Source organism: Bacillus gobiensis (assembly GCF_001278705.1).
In the GTDB taxonomy this organism is placed as follows: Bacteria; Bacillota; Bacilli; order Bacillales; family Bacillaceae; genus Bacillus; species Bacillus gobiensis.
Genome location: NZ_CP012600.1, coordinates 3,666,983 through 3,683,045, shown reverse-complemented (window position 1 = coordinate 3,683,045; position 16,063 = coordinate 3,666,983). Strand labels below are relative to the sequence as shown.

The 16,063-nt window shown below is 48.5% G+C and carries 7 protein-coding genes, 9 tRNA genes and 5 rRNA genes; all 21 read right to left on the bottom strand.

Annotation, left to right across the window (positions count from 1 at the left end; genetic code table 11):
- Position 1 precedes the first annotated feature (1 nt).
- The 21 genes from radA to AM592_RS25050 all read right to left on the bottom strand — a co-directional run bounded on the left by radA (position 2) and on the right by AM592_RS25050 (position 16,058).
- Positions 2–1,387 (bottom strand): DNA repair protein RadA, encoded by a 1,386-nt coding sequence (radA, locus tag AM592_RS18480; RefSeq protein WP_053605145.1) that lies wholly within the window; start codon positions 1,385–1,387, stop codon positions 2–4.
- Between the two features lie 92 nt (positions 1,388–1,479).
- Positions 1,480–3,912, bottom strand: coding sequence for an ATP-dependent protease ATP-binding subunit ClpC (gene clpC / locus AM592_RS18475; RefSeq protein WP_053605144.1), 2,433 nt, complete (start codon positions 3,910–3,912; stop codon positions 1,480–1,482).
- Positions 3,909–5,000 carry a protein-arginine kinase McsB gene (locus AM592_RS18470; RefSeq protein WP_053605143.1) on the bottom strand — a complete coding sequence of 364 codons (1,092 nt, stop codon included), beginning with the start codon at positions 4,998–5,000 and terminating at the stop codon, positions 3,909–3,911. Before AM592_RS18470 ends, clpC begins: the two co-directional genes overlap by 4 nt.
- 5 nt (positions 5,001–5,005) lie before the next feature.
- Positions 5,006–5,548, bottom strand: coding sequence for a protein-arginine kinase activator protein McsA (locus tag AM592_RS18465; protein ID WP_053605142.1), 543 nt, complete (start codon positions 5,546–5,548; stop codon positions 5,006–5,008).
- A gap of 15 nt (positions 5,549–5,563) precedes the next feature.
- Positions 5,564–6,028, bottom strand: a complete 465-nt coding sequence (locus AM592_RS18460; RefSeq protein ID WP_053605141.1) for a CtsR family transcriptional regulator — start codon at positions 6,026–6,028, stop codon at positions 5,564–5,566.
- A gap of 601 nt (positions 6,029–6,629) precedes the next feature.
- A 5S ribosomal RNA gene (rrf, locus tag AM592_RS18455) occupies positions 6,630–6,745 on the bottom strand.
- A gap of 213 nt (positions 6,746–6,958) precedes the next feature.
- Positions 6,959–9,888: ribosomal RNA gene (locus AM592_RS18450) — 23S ribosomal RNA — on the bottom strand.
- Between the two features lie 40 nt (positions 9,889–9,928).
- Positions 9,929–10,057: a hypothetical protein gene (locus AM592_RS25055; RefSeq protein WP_264080142.1), complete on the bottom strand. Its 129-nt coding sequence runs from the start codon at positions 10,055–10,057 to the stop codon at positions 9,929–9,931.
- A gap of 9 nt (positions 10,058–10,066) precedes the next feature.
- Positions 10,067–11,618, bottom strand: a 16S ribosomal RNA gene (locus tag AM592_RS18445).
- 103 nt (positions 11,619–11,721) lie between these two features.
- Positions 11,722–11,797 (bottom strand) — tRNA-Ala (locus tag AM592_RS18440).
- Positions 11,798–11,804: 7 nt separating this feature from the next.
- Positions 11,805–11,881, bottom strand: a tRNA-Pro gene (locus AM592_RS18435).
- A 14-nt stretch (positions 11,882–11,895) separates the two neighbouring features.
- Positions 11,896–11,972: transfer RNA gene (locus tag AM592_RS18430), tRNA-Arg, on the bottom strand.
- Positions 11,973–11,981: 9 nt separating this feature from the next.
- Positions 11,982–12,067: transfer RNA gene (locus AM592_RS18425), tRNA-Leu, on the bottom strand.
- Positions 12,068–12,079: 12 nt separating this feature from the next.
- Positions 12,080–12,151 (bottom strand) — tRNA-Gly (locus AM592_RS18420).
- A gap of 8 nt (positions 12,152–12,159) precedes the next feature.
- A tRNA-Leu gene (locus AM592_RS18415) sits at positions 12,160–12,240 on the bottom strand.
- A 7-nt stretch (positions 12,241–12,247) separates the two neighbouring features.
- Positions 12,248–12,323, bottom strand: a tRNA-Lys gene (locus AM592_RS18410).
- Positions 12,324–12,391: 68 nt separating this feature from the next.
- Positions 12,392–12,467, bottom strand: a tRNA-Thr gene (locus AM592_RS18405).
- Positions 12,468–12,497: 30 nt separating this feature from the next.
- Positions 12,498–12,573: transfer RNA gene (locus AM592_RS18400), tRNA-Val, on the bottom strand.
- 57 nt (positions 12,574–12,630) lie between these two features.
- A 5S ribosomal RNA gene (gene rrf / locus AM592_RS18395) occupies positions 12,631–12,746 on the bottom strand.
- Between the two features lie 213 nt (positions 12,747–12,959).
- Positions 12,960–15,889 (bottom strand): 23S ribosomal RNA (locus tag AM592_RS18390).
- Together the 16S, 23S and 5S rRNA genes with 9 tRNA genes alongside form the textbook arrangement of a ribosomal RNA operon.
- 40 nt (positions 15,890–15,929) lie before the next feature.
- Positions 15,930–16,058 (bottom strand): hypothetical protein, encoded by a 129-nt coding sequence (locus AM592_RS25050; protein ID WP_264080142.1) that lies wholly within the window; start codon positions 16,056–16,058, stop codon positions 15,930–15,932.
- Positions 16,059–16,063: the final 5 nt, after the last annotated feature.

Genomic DNA, 16,063 nt, shown 5'->3' with positions numbered 1-16,063 from the left:
ATCATGTTCCCCCTAAAGATGTACGAAGTGCTTCTGATACGTTCCCCACACCGATGACATCCACACCAGCTGGCTTTGTCCAGCCTTCCATATTAGCCGAAGGTATAATCATTCGCTTAAAGCCAAGCTTGGCTGCCTCTTGCACGCGTTGTTCAATTCTGGACACCCTTCTCACCTCTCCTGTCAGTCCAACCTCTCCAATAAAGCAATCGGCAGGGCCCGGCGGCATGTCTCGAAAGCTGGAAGCGATACTGACAGCAACGGCTAAATCAATGGCGGGTTCATCCAGTTTTATTCCTCCTGCTACTTTTAAGTATGCATCTTGATTTTGAAGCAGAAGCCCGACTCTTTTTTCTAACACGGCCATGAGGAGAGACACTCGATTATGATCAATTCCCGTTGCCATTCTGCGCGGATTTCCAAAGCTGGTAGGAGAAATCAGCGCCTGAATTTCGACCAATACCGGCCTTGTTCCTTCCATTGAGGCGACGACACTGGATCCAGCCACGCCAGCTGACCGTTCCTCCAGAAAAATTTCTGATGGATTTAACACTTCTGTCAGTCCTTCTTCTCTCATTTCAAAAATGCCCATTTCATTGGTTGAACCGAAGCGATTTTTCACTGCACGTAATATTCGGAATGTGTGATGCCGTTCACCTTCAAAATAAAGAACCGTATCTACCATATGCTCTAGTAATCTTGGGCCGGCAATCGACCCTTCTTTCGTCACATGGCCGACAATAAAAATCGGGATGCCTTTCGTTTTTGCAATTCTCATCAATTCTGCTGTACACTCTCTTACCTGTGAAACACTTCCCGGCGCAGAAGTGATTTCGCTTTGATAGACAGTTTGTATAGAATCTACAACAACAAACGAAGGATTCATCTCTTCTATAGCAGACGTAATATAATCCAAATCGGTTTCAGATAAAACATGCAATAATGGGTTATTTATTCCGAGCCTGTCTGCGCGAAGCTTTGTTTGCCGGACAGATTCTTCTCCAGATATGTACAATACGCTTTGCTTTAAATCCGAGAGTTGATTTGAAACTTGAAGCAGAAGCGTGGATTTGCCAATACCCGGATCCCCTCCTATAAGAACGAGTGAACCTTTTACAATACCGTTTCCCAGCACTCGGTTAAATTCTCCTAAATTGGTTTGCAGACGGGGTTCTTCACTAGTTTCTATATTCGTAATCGGGGATGGTTTTTGAACTTTTTGGTTTGAATGGGCAAAAGCAGTTCTTCTTCCGGGAGACTCTTTTTTTATCTTTTCTTCCACCATCGTATTCCAAGCAGAGCACCCGGGGCATTTCCCCATCCATTTCGGCGATTCATAGCCGCAGGACTGGCATAGGAAGATCGTTTTTGATTTTGTTTTTGCCATCTTGAATTTTTCCTCTCTCTTGAAGGTTCAAATGCCTATAAGTAAGAAAGCGAGGCATACTTTCACACTGTATGCCTCTGTCTCTTTCTATATTAATTCGTACGTGCTTTTGTTTTTACGACAAACTCTCCATCTTGAACGTCCAAAACGATATGCTGCCCTTTATCGATTTGCCCTCTTAGGAGCTCTTCAGACAAGCGGTCCTCAACATGCCTTTGGATTGCTCTTCTAAGCGGCCTTGCGCCATACTCAAGATCTACGCCTTCTTCAGCCACTTTTTCAATTGCAGCCGGCGTTAATTCGATAGAAAGATCCTGTTCTTTCAGGCGGCTCGTAAGCTGTTCTGACATAAGAGTCACGATTTCTTTCAAATGCTTTTTCTCCAACGAATGGAAGACGATGATTTCATCAATCCGGTTGATGAACTCCGGACGGAATGCCCGTTTTAATTCTCCCATGACTTTGTCTTTCATATCTTTGTAGTCGCGGTTTTCATCCTGTACATTGAAACCAACGTATTTGTTGCGTTTTAGCTCGCTTGCTCCAACGTTTGACGTCATGATTAAGATGGTATTGCGAAAATCGACTGTACGTCCTTTTGAATCAGTCAGCCTTCCATCTTCAAGCACTTGGAGCAAGATATTAAATACATCAGGGTGAGCTTTTTCAATTTCGTCAAGAAGTACGACGGAATACGGTTTTCTTCTTACTTTTTCCGTAAGCTGTCCGCCTTCATCGTAGCCGACATATCCCGGAGGAGAGCCAACCAGACGTGAAGTCGAATGTTTTTCCATGTACTCTGACATATCAATGCGGATCATCGCTTCTTCATCGCCAAAAATTGATTCGGCAAGTGCTCTTGCAAGCTCCGTTTTTCCGACCCCTGTCGGCCCCAGGAAGATAAATGAACCGATCGGACGTTTAGGGTCCTTAAGGCCTGCCCTCGCCCGTCTAACGGCCTTTGCAACCGCCGTAACGGCCTCGTCCTGGCCAATAACGCGAGAGTGAAGAAGGTTTTCCATATTTAATAATTTATCGGTCTCTGTTTGCGCAATTTTTGATACAGGCACTCCTGTCCAACTTGCGACGACAAGGGCGATGTCCTCAACAGCGACTTCGGAATTTTCCTGGCCTTGTTTTTCTTTCCAATTTTTCTTCGTTTCTTCAACCTGTTCTCTCAGACGCTGTTCAGTGTCACGGAGAGAAGCGGCTTTCTCAAATTCCTGGCTTTGAACCGCTGCGTCTTTTTCTTTGCGAACCTCGTCAAGCTTTTGTTCAAGCTCCTTCAAGTTCGGAGGAGTCGTAAATGAACGCAGTCTTACTTTTGATCCTGCTTCATCAATTAAGTCGATCGCTTTATCTGGAAGGAAACGATCAGAAATATATCTGTCAGAAAGCTTAACCGCCGCTTCAATGGCATCATCAGTTATTGATACGCGATGGTGAGCTTCATAGCGGTCACGAAGGCCTCTTAAAATTAAGATGCTTTCTTCCACAGATGGCTCATCAACTTGGATTGGCTGGAAACGTCTTTCGAGCGCCGCATCCTTTTCAATATATTTACGATATTCATCCAGTGTAGTCGCTCCGATACATTGCAATTCACCACGTGCAAGAGACGGTTTTAAAATATTTGAGGCATCAATGGCACCTTCTGCTCCACCAGCACCGATTAACGTATGAAGCTCATCGATGAATAGAATGATGTTGCCCGCCTGGCGAATTTCATCCATGACTTTCTTTAAGCGGTCTTCAAATTCACCACGGTATTTAGTTCCGGCAACGACCGTTCCCATATCCAGTGTCATTACTCGTTTATCACGAAGGATTTCCGGAACTTCATTATTTATGATCTGCTGGGCTAACCCTTCAGCGATTGCGGTTTTACCTACCCCTGGCTCCCCTATTAACACAGGATTGTTTTTCGTTCTGCGGCTAAGCACTTCGATCACGCGCTGGATTTCTTTACTGCGGCCTATCACAGGATCCAGGCTGTCTTCTCTGGCGATTGCCGTCAAATCTCTGGCAAGGCTGTCGAGAGTAGGCGTATTTGCATTGCTGTTCGTTCCAGCTCCGCCAGTTCCGGTTTCATTACTGCCGAGCAGCTGAAGCACCTGCTGCCTTGCTTTATTTAAGCTGACACCAAGATTATTTAATACCCTGGCAGCCACGCCCTCGCCTTCCCTGATGAGGCCAAGCAAAATATGCTCAGTTCCAACATAGGAATGGCCAAGCTTTCTCGCCTCATCCATTGAAAGCTCGATCACCTTTTTTGCTCTCGGCGTATAATGGATCGTCTGCGAAATTTCTTGTCCGCGTCCGATTAATCCTTCTACTTCTTTTTGAATTTTTTCAGAGCCAAGCCCTAATGCCTGCAAGGCTTTTGCTGCAATACCTTCCCCTTCTCGTACAAGGCCGAGCAAGATATGTTCTGTTCCTATATTATTATGGCCAAGGCGAAGAGCTTCTTCCTGTGCAAGAGCTAAAACCTTTTGAGCACGTTCAGTAAATCGTCCAAACATCATATTGATTCATCCTCCTGTCGTTTCGGGCTTGCTTCGAGCTTCAGGCGTTCCCTGATTAACGCCGCCCTCCGAATATCTCTCTCGTCTGGTTTCAATGCACCTCCAGCATACTGCTGCAAGAAACCAGGCTGTGTTAAAATCATGAGTTCATTTAAAATACTGCTTGATATTCCATTTATTATACCTAAGTCTATACCTAATCTCACGTCGGAAAGGCATCTGGCTGTTTCTTTTGACTCGATCATCCTGCAGTTTGATAACACTCCATATGCCCGATAGACTCTGTCTTCCAATTGAATTTTTGAAGTCTGATAAAGAGCATTTCTTGCCGATCTCTCTTCTTCAATAAGTTGAGCAACCACACTCTTCAGATCTTCAACGATGTCTTCCTCGGATTTCCCTAAAGTAATTTGATTTGAAATTTGAAAGATATTACCTAAAGCTTCGCTGCCTTCTCCATAAATTCCTCTAACAACAAGCCCCAATTGGTTAATTGCAGGAATAATTCGATTGATTTGCCTAGTTAGAACAAGTGCAGGCAAATGCATCATGACTGAAGCCCTAAGCCCTGTCCCTACATTTGTAGGACAGCTGGTCAAGTATCCTCTTTGCTCAGAAAACGCATAGTCGACCTTTTCTTCTATCCAATCATCGACAAGGTTGGCTGCATTCAACGCATTTGCAAGCTGGAAGCCGGGGAATAGGCATTGGATTCGAATGTGATCCTCTTCATTCAGCATGACACTAACCTCTTCATTTTCAGAAAGGAGGCATCCGCCAAACGGAGACTCCGTTAAATGCGGGCTGATCAGATGCTTTTCCACGAGAACCCTTTTTTCTAACGGCTGGGCATCGTCCATTTTTACTAAGAGAAACCTGCCTATCTCTTGTAAATGCTGATCAGTAAACTGTTTTTCAAATAGGTCTAGAATGCGTTTTGCTTCCTCATTTGAAAATTGAGAAGGATATCGGGTGCTTTCAAGATTACGGGCAAGGCGCACCCGGCTGCTAAGCACAATGTCATTGTCTGGACCATTTTGGCTCATCCAATTGCTAAGGGCATTTTGAATAAAATGCTTTAACGACATTTGTTCTATTCCTCCTCCCTCTTCTCAGATAATTGTTGCTCAAGAAGACGAACACGGTCTCTAATCGTTGCGGCTTCCTCAAATTCCTCTTGTTGGATCGCATCGATTAACTCTTTTTTCAACGTTTCTAATTCTCTTCGTAAATGGAGGTTTCCACCGATTCGTTTAGGTATTTTACCGCTGTGAACTGTATTGCCGCCATGAACCTTACGGAGAATAGGGGTAATGTAGGAGTGGAATGTTTTATAGCATTCTGCACACCCAAAACGGCCGGTTTTTCTAAATTGCTGCATGGTCATGTGGCACTTATTGCAGTGAACTGAGTCAGGTTGATTAAATACTTGATTTGTGCTTGAAATGGCTGAATCGAAATTTAGAAGCCCCGACAACAAATTGTGAATGGTGAAGCCCCCGTTTCCATCCATAGCATATGACTCGCTGCTTTCCTTTGCACATTGTTCACAGATATGCATTTCCTTTTTCTCGCCATTAAGTACTTTAGTAAAATGAAAAGTGGCAGGTCTTTTTTTACATTCTTGACAAATCAATTGTTTCACCTGCTTTTATTTGAATTTTAATGAGGTGAGCATTGCTTTCATCATTCTGGCTCTCAATTCATCTCGTACAGGTAAATCTATATAGATTACCGAGCGATCCATTACACTCACCATCATTTTCGCTTCTCTTTCAGTTATGACACCATTTTCAACCAATCGAATAATAATGCCGTCAGAAGCCGCTTGGGAGAGATGGGAATTGATTTGAGAAATAATGGCATCAAGCAGTTCGATTTCATCACTTGCTTTAATTTTATAAATTCTGATGTATCCGCCGCCGCCTCTCTTACTCTCTACAATGTACCCTCTTTCACTCGTAAATCTTGTATTGATGACATAGTTGATCTGGGAAGGCACGCACTGAAACTTATCTGCAATTTCACTGCGCTTTATTTCCAACAGCTCTTTGCCGTTCGTATCTAACACTTGCTTCAGATACTTTTCAATAATGTCAGATATATTATTTCCCACTCAACCCCCTCCTTCATTGACTTTGACTATATTTGACTTTAATCTTACTATAAAATGTTTCACGAAATTTTTCAACTTTCTCGCTTGTTCTTTTATATTATTTCCACTTTTAATTTGTGTAAAACATTAAGTAAGGTCTATTATATTTTAGTTTCTTATTTTTAGATAAGTTTTTATAGAACGTTCCATAAGAAGTATTTAACCTAATGCATTGCTGATTTATTAGGTACTCCAATCCCAGATATTAAAGTCATTGTCCCCCATAGTTTCGTTGTTTTCTCAGGCTTGAACGGGGCAATATTTAATTTTGTACTTATTTATTTTGGAAATTAAAAAGCAGAGGAATTTTTTCAGTCCTTCTGAAAATGGGAAGGTCATCAGATTTATCAACTTAGGTTACCCAGACTTTGCAGCTCCGAAAGAACCTAAGAAAACAAGTATATGAAATCGATTTGCTGTTAGCTTGAGGGGGGAAGGGATTATATTTCTTGAAGCGTTAAAATATATCCGACCATTGTAGGAATATATCCGTCTTTGGCTAAAAAGCTTCCGAAAACAAAAAAAGACCAGCTTGGATAAGCTGATCCTTTTTCTATCATGTGCTTGGCGGCGTCCTACTCTCACAGGGGGAATCCCCCAACTACCATCGGCGCTGAAGAGCTTAACTTCCGTGTTCGGCATGGGAACGGGTGTGACCTCTTCGCCATCGCCACCAAACCATGGGTTACGGCTTCCGATGAACGGCGGACTTCGTTGTCATCTTCGTTCAGTCGCATCCTCACGTACTTAAGTACGCTCCGGTGCTCCTTCACTCGATTCCTAGAATTCCTTGTTCCTCGGGAACCCTCTTGGGTTCGATAAGTGAACCGTAAGAGAGATGTATTCTCTCAAAACTGGATAACGTGGGGAGTATATGACATTCAATTAAACTAGGTTAAGTCCTCGATCGATTAGTATCTGTCAGCTCCATGTGTCACCACACGTCCACCTCAGACCTATCTACCTGATCATCTTTCAGGGATCTTACTTCCATAGGGAATGGGAAATCTCATCTTGAGGGGGGCTTCATGCTTAGATGCTTTCAGCACTTATCCCGTCCGCACATAGCTACCCAGCGATGCCCTTGGCAGAACAACTGGTACACCAGCGGTGCGTCCATCCCGGTCCTCTCGTACTAAGGACAGCTCCTCTCAAATTTCCTGCGCCCACGACGGATAGGGACCGAACTGTCTCACGACGTTCTGAACCCAGCTCGCGTACCGCTTTAATGGGCGAACAGCCCAACCCTTGGGACCGACTACAGCCCCAGGATGCGATGAGCCGACATCGAGGTGCCAAACCTCCCCGTCGATGTGGACTCTTGGGGGAGATAAGCCTGTTATCCCCGGGGTAGCTTTTATCCGTTGAGCGATGGCCCTTCCATGCGGAACCACCGGATCACTAAGCCCGACTTTCGTCCCTGCTCGACTTGTAGGTCTCGCAGTCAAGCTCCCTTGTGCCTTTACACTCTGCGAATGATTTCCAACCATTCTGAGGGAACCTTTGGGCGCCTCCGTTACATTTTAGGAGGCGACCGCCCCAGTCAAACTGCCCACCTGACACTGTCTCCCCGCCCGATAAGGGCGGCGGGTTAGAAGGTCAATACAGCCAGGGTAGTATCCCACCGATGCCTCCACCGAAGCTGGCGCTCCGGTTTCAAAGGCTCCTACCTATCCTGTACAAGCTGTACCAACATTCAATATCAGGCTGCAGTAAAGCTCCACGGGGTCTTTCCGTCCTGTCGCGGGTAACCTGCATCTTCACAGGTACTATAATTTCACCGAGTCTCTCGTTGAGACAGTGCCCAGATCGTTGCGCCTTTCGTGCGGGTCGGAACTTACCCGACAAGGAATTTCGCTACCTTAGGACCGTTATAGTTACGGCCGCCGTTTACTGGGGCTTCAGTTCGCACCTTCGCTTACGCTAAGCGCTCCCCTTAACCTTCCAGCACCGGGCAGGCGTCAGCCCCTATACTTCGCCTTGCGGCTTCGCAGAGACCTGTGTTTTTGCTAAACAGTCGCCTGGGCCTATTCACTGCGGCTTCTCGGGGCTATTCACCCTAAGAAGCACCCCTTCTCCCGAAGTTACGGGGTCATTTTGCCGAGTTCCTTAACGAGAGTTCTCTCGATCACCTTAGGATTCTCTCCTCGCCTACCTGTGTCGGTTTGCGGTACGGGCACCATTTTCCTCGCTAGAGGCTTTTCTTGGCAGTGTGGAATCAGGAACTTCGCTACTAAAATTTCACTCGCCATCACAGCTCAGCCTAATAAGGAAACGGATTTACCTATCTCCTTAGCCTAACTGCTTGGACGCGGATATCCAACACCGCGCTTACCCTATCCTCCTGCGTCCCCCCATTGCTCAAACGGAAAGGAGGTGGTACAGGAATATCAACCTGTTGTCCATCGCCTACGCCTTTCGGCCTCGGCTTAGGTCCCGACTAACCCTGAGCGGACGAGCCTTCCTCAGGAAACCTTAGGCATTCGGTGGAGGGGATTCTCACCCCTCTTTCGCTACTCATACCGGCATTCTCACTTCTAAGCGCTCCACCAGTCCTTCCGGTCTGGCTTCACAGCCCTTAGAACGCTCTCCTACCACTGTTCGAAGAACAGTCCGCAGCTTCGGTGATACGTTTAGCCCCGGTACATTTTCGGCGCAGAGTCACTCGACCAGTGAGCTATTACGCACTCTTTAAATGGTGGCTGCTTCTAAGCCAACATCCTGGTTGTCTGAGCAACTCCACATCCTTTTCCACTTAACGTATACTTTGGGACCTTAGCTGGCGGTCTGGGCTGTTTCCCTTTCGACTACGGATCTTATCACTCGCAGTCTGACTCCCAAGGATAAGTATTTGGCATTCGGAGTTTGACTGAATTCGGTAACCCGGTAGGGGCCCCTCGTCCAATCAGTGCTCTACCTCCAATACTCTTACCTTGAGGCTAGCCCTAAAGCTATTTCGGAGAGAACCAGCTATCTCCAGGTTCGATTGGCATTTCACCCCTACCCACACCTCATCCCCGCACTTTTCAACGTGCGTGGGTTCGGGCCTCCATTCAGTGTTACCTGAACTTCACCCTGGACATGGGTAGATCACCTGGTTTCGGGTCTACGACCACGTACTCATGCGCCCTATTCAGACTCGCTTTCGCTGCGGCTCCGTCTCTTCAACTTAACCTTGCACGGGATCGTAACTCGCCGGTTCATTCTACAAAAGGCACGCCATCACCCGTTAACGGGCTCTGACTACTTGTAGGCACACGGTTTCAGGATCTCTTTCACTCCCCTTCCGGGGTGCTTTTCACCTTTCCCTCACGGTACTGGTTCACTATCGGTCACTAGGGAGTATTTAGCCTTGGGAGATGGTCCTCCCGGATTCCGACGGGATTCCTCGTGTCCCGCCGTACTCAGGATCCACTTGGGAGGGAACGGACTTTCAACTACAGGGTTGTTACCTTCTTTGACGGGCCTTTCCAGACCTCTTCATCTACCCCGTTCCTTTGTAACTCCATATCAAGTGTCCTACAACCCCAAGAGGCAAGCCTCTTGGTTTGGGCTAATCCCGTTTCGCTCGCCGCTACTTAGGGAATCGCGTTTGCTTTCTCTTCCTCCGGGTACTTAGATGTTTCAGTTCCCCGGGTCTGCCTTCTTATCTCTATGAATTCAAGATAAGATTCTGTTCCATTACGAACAGAGGGTTTCCCCATTCGGAAATCTCCGGATCAAAGCTTGCTTACAGCTCCCCGAAGCATATCGGTGTTCGTTCCGTCCTTCATCGGCTCCTAGTGCCAAGGCATCCACCGTGCGCCCTTTCTAACTTAACCGTTAGATCGAACTTACTACAAAAAAATCAATGTGAATGTCTTACTCTTTCGTTATCCAGTTTTCAAAGAACATCATCTTCATTTGAAGGAATGATCCTTCAAAACTAAACAAGATCGTACGTACCTGTCCCGAGGAAGCTCTCGGGAGAGCTCCCTCGTTTCCGTTCATTATCCTTAGAAAGGAGGTGATCCAGCCGCACCTTCCGATACGGCTACCTTGTTACGACTTCACCCCAATCATCTGCCCCACCTTCGGCGGCTGGCTCCAAATGGTTACCTCACCGACTTCGGGTGTTGCAAACTCTCGTGGTGTGACGGGCGGTGTGTACAAGGCCCGGGAACGTATTCACCGCGGCATGCTGATCCGCGATTACTAGCGATTCCAGCTTCATGCAGGCGAGTTGCAGCCTGCAATCCGAACTGAGAACAGATTTGTGGGATTGGCTAAACCTTGCGGTCTCGCAGCCCTTTGTTCTGCCCATTGTAGCACGTGTGTAGCCCAGGTCATAAGGGGCATGATGATTTGACGTCATCCCCACCTTCCTCCGGTTTGTCACCGGCAGTCACCTTAGAGTGCCCAACTGAATGCTGGCAACTAAGATCAAGGGTTGCGCTCGTTGCGGGACTTAACCCAACATCTCACGACACGAGCTGACGACAACCATGCACCACCTGTCACTCTGTCCCCGAAGGGAAAGCCCTATCTCTAGGGTGGTCAGAGGATGTCAAGACCTGGTAAGGTTCTTCGCGTTGCTTCGAATTAAACCACATGCTCCACCGCTTGTGCGGGCCCCCGTCAATTCCTTTGAGTTTCAGTCTTGCGACCGTACTCCCCAGGCGGAGTGCTTAATGCGTTTGCTGCAGCACTAAAGGGCGGAAACCCTCTAACACTTAGCACTCATCGTTTACGGCGTGGACTACCAGGGTATCTAATCCTGTTCGCTCCCCACGCTTTCGCGCCTCAGCGTCAGTTACAGACCAGAGAGTCGCCTTCGCCACTGGTGTTCCTCCACATCTCTACGCATTTCACCGCTACACGTGGAATTCCACTCTCCTCTTCTGCACTCAAGTTCCCCAGTTTCCAATGACCCTCCCCGGTTGAGCCGGGGGCTTTCACATCAGACTTAAAGAACCGCCTGCGCGCGCTTTACGCCCAATAATTCCGGACAACGCTTGCCACCTACGTATTACCGCGGCTGCTGGCACGTAGTTAGCCGTGGCTTTCTGGTCAGGTACCGTCAAGGTACCGGCTTATTCAACCGGCACGTGTTCTTCCCTGACAACAGAGCTTTACGATCCGAAAACCTTCATCACTCACGCGGCGTTGCTCCGTCAGACTTTCGTCCATTGCGGAAGATTCCCTACTGCTGCCTCCCGTAGGAGTCTGGGCCGTGTCTCAGTCCCAGTGTGGCCGATCACCCTCTCAGGTCGGCTACGCATCGTTGCCTTGGTGAGCCGTTACCTCACCAACTAGCTAATGCGCCGCGGGTCCATCTGTAAGTGGTAGCACAAGTGCCACCTTTGATCACAAAACCATGCGGTTTCGTGACGCATCCGGTATTAGCCCCGGTTTCCCGGAGTTATCCCAATCTTACAGGCAGGTTACCCACGTGTTACTCACCCGTCCGCCGCTAACCTTTCGGAGGCAAGCCTCCAAAGGTCCGCTCGACTTGCATGTATTAGGCACGCCGCCAGCGTTCGTCCTGAGCCAGGATCAAACTCTCCAATAAAAAGTTTGACTGACTACGCATAGTCGCCTATGCGATTTTTTTAAAACAAAATCTAGAATTAACAGGTACGTTTGTCTTGTTTAGTTTTCAAAGATCATTATAATGGTGGAGCCTAGCGGGATCGAACCGCTGACCTCCTGCGTGCAAGGCAGGCGCTCTCCCAGCTGAGCTAAGGCCCCAAAGGAATGGTCGGGAAGACAGGATTCGAACCTGCGACCCCTTGGTCCCAAACCAAGTGCTCTACCAAGCTGAGCTACTTCCCGTTTTCATAATAGTATGGCGCGCCCGAGAGGAGTCGAACCCCTAACCTTTTGATCCGTAGTCAAACGCTCTATCCAATTGAGCTACGGGCGCGTGATCGTATGCCGAGAGCCGGACTTGAACCGGCACGGTAGTCACCTACCGCAGGATTTTAAGTCCTGTGTGTCTGCCAATTCCACCATCCCGGCAAGCAGCAGTTAAGCGGAAGACGGGATTCGAACCCGCGACCCCCACCTTGGCAAGGTGATGTTCTACCACTGAACTACTTCCGCAAAAATCATGCGGGTGAAGGGACTCGAACCCCCACGTCAAAGACACTAGATCCTAAGTCTAGCGCGTCTGCCAATTCCGCCACACCCGCATAGCAGTGGTGAGCCATGAAGGACTCGAACCTTCGACCCTCTGATTAAAAGTCAGATGCTCTACCGACTGAGCTAATGGCTCTTGATTTAAACACAAGAAAAACAATATTTACATTATCAAAACAACTTTACAATAGTAACACATAGAAGTGGTGCCGGCAAGAGGACTTGAACCCCCAACCTACTGATTACAAGTCAGTTGCTCTACCAATTGAGCTACACCGGCATACAGGTTTCATATGTAAAATCATAAATATGGTGGAGGATGACGGGCTCGAACCGCCGACCCTCTGCTTGTAAGGCAGATGCTCTCCCAGCTGAGCTAATCCTCCTAAAAAAGCATTTTAAAGTTATAAACTAGATGCTTTTGTTGCACTTACGTGCAATTAGCTTGGCGGCGTCCTACTCTCACAGGGGGAATCCCCCAACTACCATCGGCGCTGAAGAGCTTAACTTCCGTGTTCGGCATGGGAACGGGTGTGACCTCTTCGCCATCGCCACCAAACCATGGGTTACGGCTTCCGATGAACGGCGGACTTCGTTGTCATCTTCGTTCAGTCGCATCCTCACGTACTTAAGTACGCTCCGGTGCTCCTTCACTCGATTCCTAGAATTCCTTGTTCCTCGGGAACCCTCTTGGGTTCGATAAGTGAACCGTAAGAGAGATATGTTCTCTCAAAACTGGATAACGTGGGGAGTATATGACATTCAATTAAACTAGGTTAAGTCCTCGATCGATTAGTATCTGTCAGCTCCATGTGTCACCACACGTCCACCTCAGACCTATCTACCTGATCATCTTTCAGGGATCTTACTTCCATAGGGAATGGGAAATCTCATCTTGAGGGGGGCTTCATGCTTAGATGCTTTCAGCACTTATCCCGTCCGCACATAGCTACCCAGCGATGCCCTTGGCAGAACAACTGGTACACCAGCGGTGCGTCCATCCCGGTCCTCTCGTACTAAGGACAGCTCCTCTCAAATTTCCTGCGCCCACGACGGATAGGGACCGAACTGTCTCACGACGTTCTGAACCCAGCTCGCGTACCGCTTTAATGGGCGAACAGCCCAACCCTTGGGACCGACTACAGCCCCAGGATGCGATGAGCCGACATCGAGGTGCCAAACCTCCCCGTCGATGTGGACTCTTGGGGGAGATAAGCCTGTTATCCCCGGGGTAGCTTTTATCCGTTGAGCGATGGCCCTTCCATGCGGAACCACCGGATCACTAAGCCCGACTTTCGTCCCTGCTCGACTTGTAGGTCTCGCAGTCAAGCTCCCTTGTGCCTTTACACTCTGCGAATGATTTCCAACCATTCTGAGGGAACCTTTGGGCGCCTCCGTTACATTTTAGGAGGCGACCGCCCCAGTCAAACTGCCCACCTGACACTGTCTCCCCGCCCGATAAGGGCGGCGGGTTAGAAGGTCAATACAGCCAGGGTAGTATCCCACCGATGCCTCCACCGAAGCTGGCGCTCCGGTTTCAAAGGCTCCTACCTATCCTGTACAAGCTGTACCAACATTCAATATCAGGCTGCAGTAAAGCTCCACGGGGTCTTTCCGTCCTGTCGCGGGTAACCTGCATCTTCACAGGTACTATAATTTCACCGAGTCTCTCGTTGAGACAGTGCCCAGATCGTTGCGCCTTTCGTGCGGGTCGGAACTTACCCGACAAGGAATTTCGCTACCTTAGGACCGTTATAGTTACGGCCGCCGTTTACTGGGGCTTCAGTTCGCACCTTCGCTTACGCTAAGCGCTCCCCTTAACCTTCCAGCACCGGGCAGGCGTCAGCCCCTATACTTCGCCTTGCGGCTTCGCAGAGACCTGTGTTTTTGCTAAACAGTCGCCTGGGCCTATTCACTGCGGCTTCTCGGGGCTATTCACCCTAAGAAGCACCCCTTCTCCCGAAGTTACGGGGTCATTTTGCCGAGTTCCTTAACGAGAGTTCTCTCGATCACCTTAGGATTCTCTCCTCGCCTACCTGTGTCGGTTTGCGGTACGGGCACCATTTTCCTCGCTAGAGGCTTTTCTTGGCAGTGTGGAATCAGGAACTTCGCTACTAAAATTTCACTCGCCATCACAGCTCAGCCTGATAAGGAAACGGATTTACCTATCTCCTTAGCCTAACTGCTTGGACGCGGATATCCAACACCGCGCTTACCCTATCCTCCTGCGTCCCCCCATTGCTCAAACGGAAAGGAGGTGGTACAGGAATATCAACCTGTTGTCCATCGCCTACGCCTTTCGGCCTCGGCTTAGGTCCCGACTAACCCTGAGCGGACGAGCCTTCCTCAGGAAACCTTAGGCATTCGGTGGAGGGGATTCTCACCCCTCTTTCGCTACTCATACCGGCATTCTCACTTCTAAGCGCTCCACCAGTCCTTCCGGTCTGGCTTCACAGCCCTTAGAACGCTCTCCTACCACTGTTCGAAGAACAGTCCGCAGCTTCGGTGATACGTTTAGCCCCGGTACATTTTCGGCGCAGAGTCACTCGACCAGTGAGCTATTACGCACTCTTTAAATGGTGGCTGCTTCTAAGCCAACATCCTGGTTGTCTGAGCAACTCCACATCCTTTTCCACTTAACGTATACTTTGGGACCTTAGCTGGCGGTCTGGGCTGTTTCCCTTTCGACTACGGATCTTATCACTCGCAGTCTGACTCCCAAGGATAAGTATTTGGCATTCGGAGTTTGACTGAATTCGGTAACCCGGTAGGGGCCCCTCGTCCAATCAGTGCTCTACCTCCAATACTCTTACCTTGAGGCTAGCCCTAAAGCTATTTCGGAGAGAACCAGCTATCTCCAGGTTCGATTGGCATTTCACCCCTACCCACACCTCATCCCCGCACTTTTCAACGTGCGTGGGTTCGGGCCTCCATTCAGTGTTACCTGAACTTCACCCTGGACATGGGTAGATCACCTGGTTTCGGGTCTACGACCACGTACTCATGCGCCCTATTCAGACTCGCTTTCGCTGCGGCTCCGTCTCTTCAACTTAACCTTGCACGGGATCGTAACTCGCCGGTTCATTCTACAAAAGGCACGCCATCACCCGTTAACGGGCTCTGACTACTTGTAGGCACACGGTTTCAGGATCTCTTTCACTCCCCTTCCGGGGTGCTTTTCACCTTTCCCTCACGGTACTGGTTCACTATCGGTCACTAGGGAGTATTTAGCCTTGGGAGATGGTCCTCCCGGATTCCGACGGGATTCCTCGTGTCCCGCCGTACTCAGGATCCACTTGGGAGGGAACGGACTTTCAACTACAGGGTTGTTACCTTCTTTGACGGGCCTTTCCAGACCTCTTCATCTACCCCGTTCCTTTGTAACTCCATATCAAGTGTCCTACAACCCCAAGAGGCAAGCCTCTTGGTTTGGGCTAATCCCGTTTCGCTCGCCGCTACTTAGGGAATCGCGTTTGCTTTCTCTTCCTCCGGGTACTTAGATGTTTCAGTTCCCCGGGTCTGCCTTCTTATCTCTATGAATTCAAGATAAGATTCTGTTCCATTACGAACAGAGGGTTTCCCCATTCGGAAATCTCCGGATCAAAGCTTGCTTACAGCTCCCCGAAGCATATCGGTGTTCGTTCCGTCCTTCATCGGCTCCTAGTGCCAAGGCATCCACCGTGCGCCCTTTCTAACTTAACCGTTAGATCGAACTTACTACAAAAAAATCAATGTGAATGTCTTACTCTTTCGTTATCCAGTTTTCAAAGAACATCATCTTCATTTGAAGGAATGATCCTTCAAAACTAAACAAGATCGTACGTACCTGTCCCGAGGAAGCTCTCGGGAGAGCTCCCTCGTTTCCGTTCATTATCC

Bases quoted from the DNA above. Each gene is read 5' to 3' on its own strand.
- AM592_RS18470 (WP_053605143.1), bottom strand. From the start codon at position 5,000: ATGTCGTTAAAGCATTTTATTCAAAATGCCCTTAGCAATTGGATGAGC.
- AM592_RS25055 (WP_264080142.1), bottom strand. From the start codon at position 10,057: ATGAACGGAAACGAGGGAGCTCTCCCGAGAGCTTCCTCGGGACAGGTA.
- AM592_RS25050 (WP_264080142.1), bottom strand. From the start codon at position 16,058: ATGAACGGAAACGAGGGAGCTCTCCCGAGAGCTTCCTCGGGACAGGTA.
- clpC (WP_053605144.1), bottom strand. From the start codon at position 3,912: ATGATGTTTGGACGATTTACTGAACGTGCTCAAAAGGTTTTAGCTCTT.
- radA (WP_053605145.1), bottom strand. From the start codon at position 1,387: ATGGCAAAAACAAAATCAAAAACGATCTTCCTATGCCAGTCCTGCGGC.